At 38.4% G+C, this 16494-nt stretch carries 13 protein-coding genes; 2 read left to right on the top strand and 11 right to left on the bottom strand.

Annotation, left to right across the window (positions count from 1 at the left end; all coding sequences use genetic code 11):
• Positions 1-2: 2 nt before the first annotated feature.
• From tpiA to rlmE, 5 genes are all read right to left on the bottom strand, one after another.
• Positions 3-773, bottom strand: a complete 771-nt coding sequence (gene tpiA / locus D1094_RS10615; protein ID WP_118960082.1) for a triose-phosphate isomerase — start codon at positions 771-773, stop codon at positions 3-5.
• Between the two features lie 169 nt (positions 774-942).
• On the bottom strand, positions 943-2280 hold the full coding sequence (gene glmM / locus D1094_RS10610; RefSeq protein WP_118960081.1) for a phosphoglucosamine mutase: 1338 nt from the start codon (positions 2278-2280) through the stop codon (positions 943-945).
• Between the two features lie 113 nt (positions 2281-2393).
• On the bottom strand, positions 2394-3218 hold the full coding sequence (gene folP / locus D1094_RS10605; protein ID WP_118960080.1) for a dihydropteroate synthase: 825 nt from the start codon (positions 3216-3218) through the stop codon (positions 2394-2396).
• 118 nt (positions 3219-3336) lie between these two features.
• On the bottom strand, positions 3337-5313 hold the full coding sequence (gene ftsH, locus D1094_RS10600) for an ATP-dependent zinc metalloprotease FtsH (RefSeq protein WP_118960079.1): 1977 nt from the start codon (positions 5311-5313) through the stop codon (positions 3337-3339).
• A gap of 146 nt (positions 5314-5459) precedes the next feature.
• The gene (gene rlmE / locus D1094_RS10595) at positions 5460-6089 is read right to left on the bottom strand and encodes a 23S rRNA (uridine(2552)-2'-O)-methyltransferase RlmE (protein ID WP_118960078.1); all 630 of its coding nucleotides are present in this window, start codon (positions 6087-6089) and stop codon (positions 5460-5462) included.
• Positions 6090-6201: 112 nt separating this feature from the next.
• On the opposite strand from rlmE, the gene yhbY reads away from it, so the two are divergent.
• Both yhbY and D1094_RS10585 read left to right on the top strand, forming a co-directional pair.
• Positions 6202-6498, top strand: coding sequence for a ribosome assembly RNA-binding protein YhbY (gene yhbY, locus D1094_RS10590; protein ID WP_118960077.1), 297 nt, complete (start codon positions 6202-6204; stop codon positions 6496-6498).
• A 482-nt stretch (positions 6499-6980) separates the two neighbouring features.
• On the top strand, positions 6981-8960 hold the full coding sequence (locus D1094_RS10585; RefSeq protein ID WP_118960076.1) for a S8 family peptidase: 1980 nt from the start codon (positions 6981-6983) through the stop codon (positions 8958-8960).
• A gap of 130 nt (positions 8961-9090) precedes the next feature.
• Here the strand turns inward: D1094_RS10585 and D1094_RS10580 are convergent, their stop codons facing one another.
• The 6 genes from D1094_RS10580 to dapB all read right to left on the bottom strand — a co-directional run bounded on the left by D1094_RS10580 (position 9091) and on the right by dapB (position 16473).
• Positions 9091-9291, bottom strand: coding sequence for a hypothetical protein (locus tag D1094_RS10580; protein ID WP_118960075.1), 201 nt, complete (start codon positions 9289-9291; stop codon positions 9091-9093).
• Positions 9292-9317: 26 nt separating this feature from the next.
• Complete coding sequence (locus tag D1094_RS10575) at positions 9318-10163, bottom strand: SPFH domain-containing protein (protein ID WP_118960177.1); 846 nt, start codon at positions 10161-10163, stop codon at positions 9318-9320.
• A 185-nt stretch (positions 10164-10348) separates the two neighbouring features.
• A complete protein-coding gene (gene greA, locus D1094_RS10570) occupies positions 10349-10825 on the bottom strand; it encodes a transcription elongation factor GreA (RefSeq protein WP_118960074.1) in 477 nt (158 codons plus the stop codon).
• A 101-nt stretch (positions 10826-10926) separates the two neighbouring features.
• Positions 10927-14145, bottom strand: coding sequence for a carbamoyl-phosphate synthase large subunit (carB, locus tag D1094_RS10565; RefSeq protein WP_118960073.1), 3219 nt, complete (start codon positions 14143-14145; stop codon positions 10927-10929).
• Positions 14146-14172: 27 nt separating this feature from the next.
• Complete coding sequence (carA, locus tag D1094_RS10560; protein WP_118960072.1) at positions 14173-15348, bottom strand: glutamine-hydrolyzing carbamoyl-phosphate synthase small subunit; 1176 nt, start codon at positions 15346-15348, stop codon at positions 14173-14175.
• Between the two features lie 318 nt (positions 15349-15666).
• A complete protein-coding gene (dapB, locus tag D1094_RS10555) occupies positions 15667-16473 on the bottom strand; it encodes a 4-hydroxy-tetrahydrodipicolinate reductase (protein WP_118960071.1) in 807 nt (268 codons plus the stop codon).
• Between the last annotated feature and the right edge of the window lie 21 nt (positions 16474-16494).

Raw genomic sequence — 16494 nt, 5'->3', positions numbered from 1 at the left:
TTCTATTTTCCTTTAGCTGCTAAGCAAATCGGTGAGAATTGCTCAACTTTTAAACTTGCACCGCCGATAAGACCACCGTCTATATCTGCTTGTGCGAATAAATCTTCACAGTTAGTAGCATTAACACTACCACCATATAATAACGGCACTTTCGCTGAAACCAGCTCGCTACTTTGTGCCAAAAACTGGCGAATAAACTGGTGAGTTTCTTGCGCCATTTCGCTTGATGCCGTTTTACCTGTGCCGATAGCCCAAACGGGTTCGTAGGCAATAACCACATCAACAAATTTTTCTATACCTACTTCATCGATTACCGGTTGTAATTGAGAAGCTAAAACTGTTTCTGTTTGCTCTGTTGCACGTTCGCTTTCACTTTCACCGATACACAGTATTGGTGTTAGGCCTGCTTTAAGTGCTGCATTTACTTTGTGAGCAACTTGCGTTGACGTCTCTTTATATAAACTTCTGCGCTCAGAGTGCCCTACAATAACATATTTTACTGATAAATCTTTCAACATATGTGTTGAAACTTCACCAGTAAAAGCACCGCTGTCGTGCTCACTAACATTTTGACTACCAATAAAAAGGTTACTTGCCAAATTTACTTTGCTTAACTCGTTATTAAGCTCTGATAAATATGGGAAGCTAGGGCAAATAACAACATCAACATTTTCAGCCAGTTCAATATTGCTTAAACCAGTAACCATAGTATTAACTAGTGCTGAATTTCCATTCATTTTCCAGTTAGCAGCAACAATTGTACGTCTTGTCATGTTTATTCCTCGATCCATTGCCAAAATGAAGCCGCGAGATATTAACTAACCTAAGCAAAAGATACAAGTAAATAACGTGATATCTTTTGCTATTTGTATGCTTTTCAAACAAATAATAAGGCTAAGCTATGATCTTGCGACTAAAATAGGCAATTAGCTTTATTAATGGTTACTTAACCTGCTTAACTTGTTCGGCTATTTGATTCGCTAAACGTGTTACTTCATCTTTATCAGAGCCTTCAACCATCACTCTAATTAATGGTTCAGTACCTGATTTACGCAATAATACTCGTCCACGGCCCGTTAGTACTGCATTAACTTTTTCAACTTCTGCTTTAACGTTCTCTGCACTTAACGGATCACAATCACCATTAAACCTTACGTTCACTAGCACTTGCGGCAACATTGTCATGCCTTGTCTCAGTTCAAATAAGGTTTTATTATTTTGGCATACAGCTGTTAGTACATTTAACGCGGCAATTATACCATCGCCTGTCGATGTGTGATTTAAGTTAATAATATGACCTGAATTTTCTGCGCCTAAGTTCCAGCCCTTTTCTCTTAGCATTTCCATAACATATCTATCGCCAACATTACTGCGAGCAAATGGTATATCTAAATCAGCAAGCGCAAGTTCTAAGCCCATATTACTCATTAGAGTGCCAACAACACCACCAGATAAATTACCTGATTTCAAATCGTTACAAGCAATAATATATACTGCTTCATCACCATCAATAACATGACCTGTATGATCAACCATCATTAAACGGTCGCCATCACCATCAAGAGCTACACCTAAATCCGCTTCATGTTCAACAACCGCTTTGCTGATCATATCCATAGATGTTGCACCACAACCATCATTAATATTTGTGCCATTAGGCGATGTTGCTAACTCAATAACCGTAGCACCTAATTCTCTGAATACGTTGGGTGCGATATGGTAAGTTGCCCCGTTAGCGCAATCTACCACCATTTTAATGCCTTGCAATGATAACTGACTTGGAAAATTACTTTTACAAAATTCAATGTATCGACCAGCAGCATCAGCAATTCGGGTTGCTTTACCTAAATGAGCAGACTCTACACACCCCATTGGTTCATCAAGTTGTGCTTCTATCGCAAGCTCTACATCGTCAGGTAATTTTTCCCCATCTTGAGAGAAAAACTTTATACCGTTATCGTAAAAAGGATTATGCGAAGCACTAATAACAATACCGGCTTCCGCCCTAAAAGTTTTTGTTAAATAAGCGATACCCGGTGTTGGCATTGGTCCTAATAAACCTATATCAATGCCGGCAGCAGAAAAGCCAGCCTCAAGGGCTGATTCAAGCATGTAACCCGATATACGGGTATCTTTGCCTATTAATACTTTTTTAGTTCCTTGTGCAGCAAGTTCTTTACCTGCAGCATAACCAAGCTTCATAACAAACTCTGGTGAAATAGGGTATTGACCAACTAGGCCACGTACACCATCGGTACCAAAATATTTACGATTAGACATAGTGTTTCCTTTTTATCTTTTTATATCTTTCACTTTAAATACGCATGCAAAGTGAAATAGAAAATAGTGCGTTAAAAATTTATTAATATTTGTTGTTCGAGCTATAGACTCGATTATACGTTTTGTTCTAGAGCTAATAACACTTTCATTGCATCAACGGTTTCAGCAACGTCATGAACACGTATGATATTAGCACCTTGTTGTGCAGCAATAATTGCTGTGGTTAAACTACCTGCGAGGCGTTGTTCAACATCTCTATTTAGTAGATTACCTATCATTGACTTACGTGATGTCCCAGAGAGTATTGGCAAGCCCAATGATTTAAACTGGCTTAAGTGCGCTAATAATTGATAATTTTGCTTCAAAGTTTTACCAAAACCAAAACCAGGGTCAATAATTATTCTCTCTTTCGCAATACCTGCTTGTTGGCAAACATTAATACGTTGCTGAAAAAACAACATTATATCATCAATTAGATTTTCATATTGTGGATTATTCTGCATTGTTCTAGGTAAGCCTTGCATATGCATCAAACATACTGGAACATTACTTTTTGCTATAACCTCTAAGCAATTATCATTTTGTAATGCTCGAACATCATTAATTATATCAGCGCCGCTATTAATTGCTTCAGCCATTACTTCGGCTTTACTGGTATCTACAGAAATAAGCACATCAAAGTGCGCTTTAATTAACTTAACCAAAGGAATAACGCGTGAAAGTTCATCATTTTCACTCACTTCTGCCGCACCTGGTCGAGTCGATTCACCACCAATATCGATGATGGTTGCTCCCTGCTCTATCATCATAGCAACTTGCGAAATAGCCTTGTCGGTTTGAGTGTATTTCCCACCATCTGAAAACGAGTCAGGGGTCACATTTAAAATACCCATCACTTGAGCAGGAGCAGTTTGATTTAAAATTTTGTTTAGTAACATTGATGACAAAATATTTACTCTTTAACTAACACGTATAAACAACGTAAAAAATAGCAGATAAAATAAAGCCCCGTTATTTAATAAACAACGGGGCTAAATAGACTTAATTTAGATAAAATTAACTTGGGCTATCGCCTTTATGTTCAGATAAATCTGGGCTTGCTTTATCATCACTCGCTTCTGTTGTGTTTGCAGAAGTTTCATCTTTCTTTTCGGCTGATGCATTACCACTGGTTGAGTTAGAGTCAGACTTGTCATCATTGTCTTCCCAATCAGAAGGGGCACGTACTTCTTTACGCTCCATTAAATCATCAATTTGGTTTGCATCAATAGTTTCATACTTCATTAACGCGTCTTTCATCGCATGAAGAATATCCATATTGTCTTTAATTAAGTTTTCTGCTCGCTCATAGTTACGATTAACAACCGCTTTTATTTCTTCATCAATAAGCTTTGCTGTCTCATCAGACATATGAAGTGATTTAGCAGACGTTCTACCTAAAAATACTTCACCCTCTTCTTCAGCAAATAACATAGGGCCCATTTTTTCAGATAGACCCCATTGGGTTACCATTTTACGGGCAATATTGGTTGCACGCTCGATATCATTTGATGCGCCTGTAGAAACTTTATCTGCACCATAAATTACATCTTCAGCAATACGCCCACCATATAATGATGAAATATTACTTTCTAAATGTTGTTTAGAGTGACTAAATCTATCTTGCTCTGGTAAGTACATAGTAACACCTAGAGCACGACCTCGAGGAATAATACTTACTTTGTATACGGGATCATGATCTGGCACTAAACGACCAATGATGGCATGACCTGCTTCATGATAAGCTGTCATTTCTTTTTCAGATTCGCTCATTACCATAGTACGGCGCTCTGAGCCCATCATAATCTTATCTTTCGCTTTATCGAATTCATGCATACCAACTAAGCGACGTGAAGTTCGAGCGGCCCATAAAGCGGCCTCATTGACTAAGTTAGCTAAATCAGCACCAGAAAAACCAGGTGTACCACGAGCAATAACAGAAGCTTTAACATCATCGGCTAAAGGTACTTTGCGCATGTGCACTTTAAGAATTTGTTCACGACCACGAATGTCTGGTAAGCCTACAGTGACTTGACGGTCAAAACGACCAGGTCTTAATAAGGCAGGATCAAGTACGTCAGGACGGTTAGTTGCCGCAATAACAATAACGCCTTCATTACCTTCAAAGCCATCCATTTCGACTAACATTTGGTTTAATGTTTGCTCTCGCTCATCATGACCACCACCCATACCCGCACCACGTTGGCGACCTACGGCATCAATCTCATCGATAAAGATAATACAAGGCGCAGCTTTTTTCGCTTGTTCAAACATATCACGAACACGCGATGCACCAACACCAACAAACATTTCAACAAAATCTGAACCTGAAATAGTGAAAAATGGTACTTTCGCTTCACCCGCAATTGCTTTAGCTAATAAGGTTTTACCTGTACCTGGTTGGCCAACTAATAATATACCTGAAGGAATACGACCACCGAGTTTTTGAAAACGAGTTGGCTCTCGCAAATAATCGACTAATTCAGCAACTTCTTCTTTTGCTTCATCACAGCCTGCAACATCAGTGAATGTTGTTTTGATTTGTTCTTCGTTTAACTGGCGAGCTTTACTTTTACCAAAAGACATAGCGCCTTTGCCGCCGCCACCTTGCATTTGACGCATGAAGAAAATCCATACACCAATCAAGAGGATCATAGGGAACCAAGACACAAAAATTGTCGTTAAAAAGCTTGTTTCTTCAGGCAATTTGCCTTGAGCACGAACGCCTTGCTTAACTAAATCGTTAATTAAGTCGCCATCATAACCACCTGGGATTACCGTAACAAAGGCTTCACCACTTCGTTTTTCACCGGTAATAACGCCGTTTCTATCAACATTAGCTTCACGAATTTGCCCTTGGCGAACGTCCTGAATAAAGCGCGTATAGTCCATTTGTTGTTCATTTGCGGTATTCGGAGAGAAACTCTGAAATACGCTCATTAAAACAACCGCAATAACTAACCATAAAATAAGATTTTTTGCCATATCGCTCAACTTAATGACCTCTTTTGGTACTGATTAAAATTTTCATTAAAAATATATTTAAAATTATAGCGCCTAATCTACTATAAATTAAGCCCTGTCGCTATTTAACTTTAGTGGTCATTAACAACTAGTTACACTTAGCGTTAATTCGGTTACTAACCTTTATAACCTGTTGCTACTAGGTATACTTCTCTAGAGCGTGCTCTAGAAGATTCAGGCTTACGTGTTTTAACCGTTTTAAAAACAGCACGTACTTCTTTCATGTATTGCTCAAAACCTGCGCCTTGAAACACCTTAACAACAAAAGCGCCATTTTGTTTTAATACATGGCTACACATGTCTAACGCAAGTTCTACTAAATACATGCTGCGAGCTGAATCGGCACTTTCATTGCCCGTCATATTAGCAGCCATGTCAGACATAACCACATCAATATTCTTGCCATTAATACGCGTTAATAAAGCATCGAGGACGGCTTCCTCTCGAAAATCACCTTCTAAAAAATCAACCCCCGCAATGGCATCCATAGGCAAAATATCACAAGCAACAACTTGTCCGTTATCGCCGACTACTTTACTAGCATATTCAGACCAACCACCGGGCGCTGCGCCTAAATCGACCACTTTCATGCCCGGTTTAATCAATTTATCTTTGATATTAATCTCTTCAATTTTAAAAACTGCACGAGATCGCAAACCCAATTTTTGCGCTTTTTTAACGTACTCATCATCAAAATGTTCATCAAGCCAGCGCTGACTGCTAACCGTATGCTTTTTCTTGCTCATGCTTATTTTGCTCAGATAAGGTCTTAAACAAATAATTGTCTAACAAATTAGTATTAATCACTAGATAAGGGTAAAATAGTCGTAATTCAAGCCAACTTGTTAAATATTTCAAATGACTTTAAATAAAAAACAAATTCAACACTTAAAAGGATTAGCGCATTCGCTAAAACCTATCGTATTACTTGGTAGCAACGGACTAACTGAAGCTGTTATCGCTGAGATTGATTATGCACTTAATCATCATGAGTTAATCAAAGTAAAAATCCCAACAGATGACAGAGAAACAAAAGCATTAATCGTTGAAGCTATTTGCCGTGAAACTAACTCAACTAAGGTGCAAGTTATCGGTAAAACCTTAATTATATATCGCCAAAGCGATGAAAAGAAAATTAGCATTCCAAAAGTTTAATTCAATTAAACAATTTACAATGCTTTCTACCCTGCTAAATTCATAGCAGGGTTTTATTACCCTTTTATTGCACTAAAGCAATATAGCATTCAAACAGTTATATCATTTCATTCTCCCGAAGAACAAAAGACTCTAACTCTCTTTTTCACTAGTAATTGCATAATTATGCTCCTTATTGCTCGTCAGGCCAATTATTAGGTTACTTATCTCATTCTACACCGCTAATTATCGAGATAATCCGCATACCAACCCTTATCTATAACCCTTTGATATTAATTGATAATACTAACAAAAGCTTTATTATATCCCTGCTTTTTTAAGCACATTATTTTTATAGAAATGGAAGTCTATATATGATGAGTTGTGACATTTTTCACCTCACTATTCAGGCTTTAAACATTTCAAATCAAGAACATGTCATCTAAACGTTCACTTAGCAAAAAGTTAAGTGTTAATTTTCCGTTTTATTTAGGTACATAACAATGTTTAAAAAATTAATTATCGCAAGCACCATTGCAGCCGTTTTATCTCCACAACAGGTATTTGCTTCAACAAAAGAAACAAAGCAACCTGAAACAGCTAAACGCTTTATCGTTAAGCTAAAAGCCACCGAGAAGATTAAAGATCAATCTGTTAAAAAAACTGTTCCTATCGTTCATTCAGGTAAGAGCAACTTAAAATATAAAAGAAAGTTAGCTTCAGGCGATCTCTTGATTGAAGCGGGAGACTTCACATCATTAGAGCAAGTTAAAAGCGATCTTGCACAAAGTGGCCAAGTTATTTCGATTGAAGAAGATGAGTTAGTAACCGCACATCATCTTCCTAATGATCCATATGTTAATTCTATGTATAGCATTGGCAATGATACCAGAGGTATTAATGCTATTGATGCATGGGATTTATCACGCGGTAATGGTGTAAACGTTGCTATTTTAGATTCAGGATTTACTGACCACCCCGATTATGATGAACGCTCTATCAATGGTTATGACATGATAAGCTACAGTAGTTATAGCAATGATAGTGACGGTAGAGACTCTGATGCTCATGACCCTGGAACAGGTTTAAACTGTGAAGGTAAAGCAAGTTCATGGCATGGTACTCATGTCGCTGGTATTATAGGCGCTAGTATGGATAACCAAGTAGGAACCGTAGGTATAGCACCCGAATCTAACTTACTTCATGTACGTGTTTTAGGTAAATGTAATTCAGGTTATCGTTCAGATATTATTGATGGTATTTACTGGGCTGCTGGCAAAGAAATCCCCGGTTTGCCTGTCAATAATAACCCCGCAAAAGTTATTAATATGAGTTTAGGTGGTACAAGTTCGTGTGGTAGTTACCAATCAGCCATTGATTACGCTCGTGAACAAGGTGCCACCGTTGTTGTCTCGGCGGGTAATAATAATACTGATGCCATAAATCAGTCACCTGCCAACTGTCATGGGGTTATCACTGTAGCTGCAACTGATTCAACGGGTGATAAAGCCAGTTATTCAAATTTCTCTCCATGGCTAGGTGTTGTTGATGTTGTAGCGCCTGGTAGCACTATTATCGCCCCAATCAATACCGGTACTGATGGTCCTTTATTCGCTGATTATGGGTATAAAAGTGGCACCAGTATGTCTGCTCCTCATGTAGCAGGTGTTGTTGCATTGATGCTAGAAAAGAATCCGACGTTATCACCTGATGAGGTAGAAGAAATAATTAAATCAACGGCGGATCAATTTGGTCCTTTCTTCGATTGTACACCGCAAGAGCCTATTTGTGGCCATGGCATGGTTAACGCTTTTGCAGCGGTAAACAAAGCTATTGAAACGAATACTCCAAATTCAAACGTGCTTGAAATGAACCAAACACAACTTATATCTGGCGAAGAAAAATCATTGCAATATTTGAGCTTAACTGCACCAGAAACTGCTGAAACGGTAACAGTAAGCATTAATGGTGGTTCGGGAGATGCTGACTTATATATAAAACAAGGTGGTAATGTCAGTGTAGACAACTACGATTGCCGTCCTTGGTTAACAGGTAATAGCGAGAGCTGTACTTTACCAGCAGCTAGTGAGTATTCAATACTAGTGCGTGGTTATAATGCTTACGATAATGTCGAATTATTAGCAACATATAGTGAACCTGCTCCAGAAAACGGCACTGAATTACAAAATGGTCAATCGGTTTGGAATTTATCGGGTGAGCACAATGATGAGTTAATCTTTTGGGCTGATGTGCCTAATAACGTTACTGGTCTTTGGGTACAAACATGGTCTGGCACTGGTGATGCTGATCTGTGGGTTAAAAAAGGCGCGTTACCCACACGTGAAGATAATGATTGTTATGAATCAACAGCAGGTAATGAAGAAACCTGTGTATTAAGCCCTGAAGGTGGCCGCTACTATATTAAAGTAAGAGGTTATAGCGCTTTTGATAATGCCGCTTTACGTATTTTGTGGAATGAGTAATAAAGCTTAATCCTGCATAACGCAATGACTTCGCGTAAATAAAACAAGGGGGATTGAACAAAGTATTGTTTAATCCCCCTTTCTTGTTTTCATTCGTGTTAAGAATGCGTGTTATCTTCAACTTTACACGTTATTCTTTTTTTGGATCAGTCTCTTCCACTTGCGTAACAACTTTTTGAATTAGCTTTACTCGGCCAGATTCTACAAGAGCATTTCTTAGCACATACTCTATTTGTGCATTCAAACTACGCAGTTCATCATCAGACCAACGTTGCATCGCTGCTAACACTTCTGGGTTTATTCTTAAAGGAAAGCTCTTTTTAGCTGCCAAAATAATCTCCCGTTAGGCTTATCATGTTAATAAAGTGAACCTGCATTAACGATAGGCTGTGTATTTTGATCACTACATAATACCACTAACAAGTTGCTTACCATGGCTGCTTTACGCTCTTCATCTAACTCAACAATTTGTTTTTCAGATAATTGATTTAACGCCATATCAACCATGCCCACGGCACCATCAACAATCTTACTTCTTGCGGCAATAATTGCTGCAGCTTGTTGTCTTTGTAACATCGCATTGGCAATTTCAGGCGCATAAGCTAAATGGCTAATTCTTGCTTCATGAACTCTAACACCCGCTTTTTCTAAACGCTGTTGTATCTCACCTTTTAGCGCTTCAGAAACCTCATGAGGATGGCTTCTTAACGCGATTTCATCACCTTCGTGTTGATCATACGGATAACTAATTGCCATATTTCTTAAGGCTGATTCACTTTGAATATTGACGAAGCTAATGTAGTCATCAACTTCAAAAACCGCTTCCGCGGTATCATCTACTGACCAAACTACCACTGTGGCAATCTCAATTGGATTGCCGTGATTATCATTTACTTTCATTTGGTTTGATTCAAAATTGCGAATTCTTAAGGAAATATTTTTACGAAGAAAAAATGGAATAGTCCACTGCAAACCACTATTTTTAACCGTTCCGACATAACTACCAAAAAAAGTCATCACTTTCGCTTGGTTTGGTTGCACGACAAAAAAACCTGGTAGCGCAATAATCGTAAATATAAATAAAATTACGGTACTAATCCCTACTTGTGCAGAAACTACGTTAGCAATTAAATACCCCACGATAACTAATAAAACAACAAAGGCAGCGTAACCATTAAGTGACAATCCCTTCTTTTCTTTCATACCTTGACTCGACATAAACAACTCCTAGTTAAAAACCACACCACCCCAACAACAAAAAAAAACAAGGTGATATCAATTTGATATCACAAATATAACAGGTATTCTTCTAATTGCAAACAACGAAAAATAAAAAGGCCCTAAGCTTTTCAGCTTAGGGCCTTTAAAAAGAGTGGTAGTCGCAGTGATTAAATGTGATCTACTGAAACAATCTCATATTCAACAAGGCCACCTGGCGTTTTAATTTCTATTTCGCTATCGACAGTTTTACCAATTAAACCGCGAGCAATCGGTGAATTTACTGAAATACGGTTTTGTTTAATATCAGCTTCGTCATCACCTACAATTTGGTAAGTGACTTCAACTTCAGTATCAATATTAAGTAAGGTTACTGTCGTACCAAAAATCACTTTACCGCTATTAGGAATAGCTTTAATATCAATAATCTGTGCATTGCCTAATTTACCTTCAATTTCTTGAATGCGACCTTCACAAAAACCCTGCTCTTCACGGGCTGCATGGTATTCAGCATTTTCTTTTAGGTCACCATGTTCACGCGCGTCTGCGATATCAGCAACAATTCTAGGGCGCTTTACTGTCTTCAAATGGTTTAGCTCTTCACGCAATCTATCTGCGCCTTCAACTGTCATTGGATATTGACTCATAATATTCTTCTTCTTAAATGAAAAAGTTGTCTTAACAACAACTTTTAAAATTACATCAATGTATTAATGCTGTATTTTTCAAAAGTACAGCACATTAACTTTTATTTACAACGCTTATGAAGCTCTTGGATAGAAGTTACTGTATTTCTATCATCTGCGGCATGCGACATGCAACTTGCAAATGCAGCATTTAATGTCGTAGTGTACGCCACTTTATAACGCAATGCACCGCCACGCAATACTTTAGAATCTTCAATCGCCTTGCGGCCTTCTGTCGTATTGATGATGTAGTTGTACTCTTCATTCTTAATTCTATCAAGAATATGAGGACGACCTTCATGAACTTTATTCACTAAACGTACCGGAACATTCGCTTCACCTAGTACAATTGCTGTACCGTGAGTTGCATCTAATTCATAACCTAATGCCACCATTTGCTTGGCTAAATCAACGACACGTTCTTTATCACTATTACGTACAGATATTAACGCTCTACCAGATTTTGGTACTGAAACGCCTGCACCTAAGTTAGCTTTTGCATAAGCTTCTTCAAACGTATCACCAACGCCCATAACCTCACCTGTAGAGCGCATTTCTGGGCCAACTAACGGGTCACTACCGTGGAACTTGTTAAATGGAATAACTACTTCTTTAACCGAGAAAAATGGTGGTATAGTTTCTTCTGTTACGCCCTGCTCTGCTAGTGATTTACCCGCCATAACACGCGCACCAACTTTAGCTAACGGTACAGAAGTCGCTTTTGATACAAATGGAACGGTACGTGCTGCACGTGGGTTTACTTCAATTAAGTACACTTTGTCGTCTTTAACGGCCATTTGAGTATTCATCAAACCAACCACACCTAATTCAAACGCTAAATCTGTTACTTGCTTACGCATAACATCTTGAACTTCTTGACTTAAGCTATAAGCAGGTAAAGAACATGCTGAATCACCCGAGTGAACACCTGCTTGCTCGATATGTTGCATAATACCGCCAACAACCACTTGTTCACCATCACAAATCACGTCAATATCTACTTCAATGGCATCATCAAGGAAGTGATCAAGTAAAACAGGAGAATCGTTAGATACACTTACCGCTTCAGTCATATAACGACGTAAATCATCTAAATCATAAACAATTTCCATCGCACGACCACCTAATACATACGATGGACGTACAACAAGTGGGAAACCAATAGCTTCAGCTTTTGCTAAAGCTTCATCTAATGACGTCACTGTCGCATTTTCAGGTTGTAATAAACCTAAACGGTCAACCGCTTGTTGGAAACGCTCTCTATCTTCTGCTCTGTCAATTGCATCAGGTGAAGTACCAATAATTGGCACACCAGCCGCTTCTAAAGCGCGTGCTAATTTAAGTGGTGTTTGACCACCGTATTGAACAATAACGCCTTTTGGCTTTTCAATACGAACAATTTCAAGGACATCTTCAAAAGTGATTGATTCAAAATATAATCTGTCAGACGTATCATAATCAGTAGAAACTGTTTCAGGGTTACAGTTCACCATGATGGTTTCATAACCGTCTTCACGTAGTGCTAACGCCGCATGTACACAACAGTAATCAAATTCAATACCTTGACCTATACGGTTTGGGCCACCGCCTAAGATCATGATTTTGTCATTCTCTGTAGGCTGTGCTTCACACTCTTCATCATACGTTGAGTACATATAAGCAGTATCTGAACTAAACTCTGCCGCACAGGTATCTACACGTTTGTAAACTGGGAATATTTCAGCATTATGACGTTTCTTACGAATTTCTGCTTCAGCAACACCAATTAAATCAGCAAGACGCGAATCAGCAAAACCTTTACGTTTTAACTTACGTAAGTATTCAGGTGTTAATACTTTTAAACCACCTTCGCTAACTTTGGCTTCTTCTAGAACAATATCTTCAATTTGTACTAAGAACCAACGATCAATTTTAGTTAACCTAAAGATATCGTCTACCGTTAAACCTAATCGGAATGCATCTGCTACATACCAAATTCTGTCTGCACCAGCTTCTTGAAGCTCATGCATAATTTCAGTTTTAGCACCTGGCTGAGTTACATCAACTTTAGGATCAAAACCATTTACGCCAACTTCTAAACCACGTAATGCTTTTTGCATTGATTCTTGTTGGTTACGGCCAATTGCCATAACTTCACCAACAGATTTCATTTGCGTGGTTAATCTGTCTTCGCTACCAGCAAACTTTTCAAAGTTAAAACGTGGGATCTTAGTGACAACGTAATCAATTGTTGGTTCAAATGAAGCAGGTGTCGCACCGCCAGTAATATCATTTGACAATTCATCTAAGGTGTAACCAACCGCAAGTTTTGCAGCAATTTTTGCAATTGGGAAACCTGTGGCTTTTGAAGCAAGTGCTGATGAACGAGATACACGAGGGTTCATCTCAATAATAACCATACGGCCAGTATCTGGACAAACACCAAACTGTACGTTTGAACCACCTGTTTCAACACCAATTTCACGTAATACCGCTAAAGAAGCGTTACGCATAATTTGGTATTCTTTATCTGTCAAGGTTTGCGCAGGTGCAACGGTAATTGAGTCACCCGTGTGAATACCCATAGGGTCGAAGTTCTCTATTGAACAAATAATGATACAGTTATCTTTTTTGTCACGAACCACTTCCATCTCATACTCTTTCCAACCAATTAACGATTCATCAATTAATAGCTCAGAAGTAGGAGAAAGGTCTAAACCACGCGTACAAATCTCTTCATATTCTTCTTGGTTGTATGCAATACCGCCACCCGTACCCCCCATAGTAAAAGATGGACGAATGATACATGGGAAGCCAATACGCTTAGCGGTTTCTCGTGCTTCATCCATAGTATGAACGATTTCAGCACGAGGACATTCTAAGCCAATGTTTTTCATTGCTTTATCGAAACGACTTCTGTCTTCTGCTTTATCAATAGCATCCGCCGTTGCACCAATCATTTCAACGTTAAATTCTTCTAAAACGCCTTTTGATTCAAGCTCTAGCGCACAGTTAAGTGCAGTTTGACCACCCATAGTAGGTAAAACAGCACATGGGCGCTCTTTTTCAATAATTTTGCGAACAACTTCCCAGTGAATTGGTTCGATGTAAGTTGCATCAGCCATTTCAGGGTCTGTCATAATCGTTGCAGGGTTTGAGTTAACTAAGATAACTCGATAGCCTTCTTCACGAAGTGCTTTACAGGCTTGTGCGCCTGAATAGTCAAACTCACACGCTTGACCGATTACAATAGGACCAGCACCTAAAATTAAGATACTTTTTATGTCATTACGTTTTGGCATAGTTTTTCGTCTCTCTAATAGGTTGTATTAAGCTTTATACTTTTTAATTAATTCAATGAAATGGTCAAATAATGGCGCGGCATCATGTGGACCAGGGCTAGCTTCAGGGTGACCCTGGAAACTAAATGCCGGCTTATCTGTACGATGAATACCTTGAATAGTGCCATCAAATAATGAATTGTGTGTAACTGTTAAGTTTTCTGGTAAGTTATTTTCATCAACCGCAAAACCATGATTTTGTGCGGTGATCATAACAACATCACGCTCATGATCTTTAACTGGGTGGTTACCACCATGATGACCAAACTTCATTTTAATGGTTGTTGCACCACTTGCTAAACCAAGAAGTTGGTGACCTAAACAAATACCAAATACTGGAATATCTGTTTGTAAAAATTCTTTAATCGCTGCAATCGCGTAATCACACGGAGCAGGATCTCCAGGACCATTTGAAAGGAAAATACCATCAGGGTTCATCGCTAGCACTTCACTTGCTGGAGTTTGCGCTGGTACTACAGTTAATTTACAACCACGGTCAACTAACATACGTAAGATGTTATGTTTTGCACCAAAGTCATAAGCAACAACATGGAAATCAAAGCTATCAGGTTTAGTAAAACCTGTACCTGTGTTATCGCCATTGCTCATATCAAGCGTCCAGCTACCACCAGTCCATTGGTATTGCTCTTTTGTAGAAACAACTTTTGCTAAATCCATGCCTTTAAGACCAGGGAATGCTTTTGCTTGAGTCAACGCATTATCTTGTGCTGTTTGTAAGCTTGCTTCACCGCTATCATCAATGGTTAAAATACAACCATTTTGAGCACCTTTTTCTCGTAAAATACGAGTCAGTTTGCGCGTATCAATATCAGCAATACCTAAAATATTATTTTCTACAAGGTAATCACTTAAGTTTTGCTCATTTCTGAAGTTACTTGCTAATAAAGGTAAATCACGAATCACTAGACCTTTAGCAAAGATACTTTCTGATTCTCTATCTTCACGGTTGGTACCTGTATTACCAATATGAGGATAAGTTAATGTGATTATTTGCTCTGCATAAGAGGGGTCGGTAAGAATTTCTTGATAACCTGTCATTGAAGTATTAAAAACTACCTCTCCAACAGCCGATCCTTGTGCACCTATTGCGGTGCCTTTAAACACAGTACCATCTTGTAGTACTAAAATAGCAGATATAGCCAATGTAACCTCCAAAAAGAAGAAGAATCTTATAAGTAGTTACTAAGTAACCACTAAAAGCGCATAATTCGTTAGTGTAAATTCTATTTTCCTAAGGAAGTAAAACCCACACATAAAAAATGCCAAAAACATAGCGATTCAATAAAGAAAGGTTAATTTTTGACAAAATCCACTTATTTTACGCTTACAGCACTCATTCGTCTAGTAAAAAATGTAAAAACTAGCTCTTTTTTATGTTTTTGTTTTCAAACGACCAAAACCAATACTTAAGTTTGTAAAAACCATGTAAAGAGCTTATTCAAAGTTGAGTAAAATAACTTACTACTCTTTTAACCCTAATACGTCTTGCATATCATAAAAACCTGCATCGGCTTCACTTAACCAAAAAGCGGCTCGCATAGCACCTAAGGCAAAGGTCATACGAGAGCTTGCTTTATGCGTAATTTCTAATCGCTCACCTAAATCAGCAAAAAATGCAGTATGTTCACCAACAATATCACCAGCACGAACGGTAGCAAAACCTATTGTTTCTTGCTTTCTTTCCTCGGTAATGCCTTCACGCCCGTAAACAGCACATTTGTTTAAGTCTCTACCTAGGGTATCAGCAATAACTTGCCCCATTTTAACTGCAGTACCCGATGGCGCATCTTTCTTAAATCGATGGTGAGCTTCAAATATTTCTATATCAGTATAGTCGCCAATCGCTTTTGCGGTTACTTGTAAAAGCTTAAACATTAAATTTACACCAACACTGGTGTTTGGCGCTAATATAACAGGCATGGTTTGACCTGCTTTCTTAATTTGCTCGACTTGCTCATCGTTAAAACCTGTTGTACCAATCACTAAGGCTTTATTATGTTCATTACACCACTGAACATTCTCGAGTGTCGTTTCAATACTGGTAAAATCAATATACACATCTGCATTCGTTAATTCAGTTAACTGGGTAGATGTTTTAATACCTATCGCCCCTATCCCCGCTAGCTCACCTAAATCAAAATCAACAAATGAAGACGATTCTCTTACACTACCACCAACAAGTTCAATACTTTGGTGTTCATGCGCAGCTTGAATAAGATTACGCCCCATACGGCCACTACAGCCTAAAATTGCTACTTTTACTTTCATTTTTTTCTCTACAAATTTATT

This window comes from Colwellia sp. RSH04 (genome assembly GCF_003545765.1).
Taxonomy (GTDB): Bacteria; Pseudomonadota; Gammaproteobacteria; order Enterobacterales; family Alteromonadaceae; genus Colwellia.
Note: the sequence above shows the minus strand (reverse complement) of the source record. Positions and strands in the feature narration are given on the sequence as shown.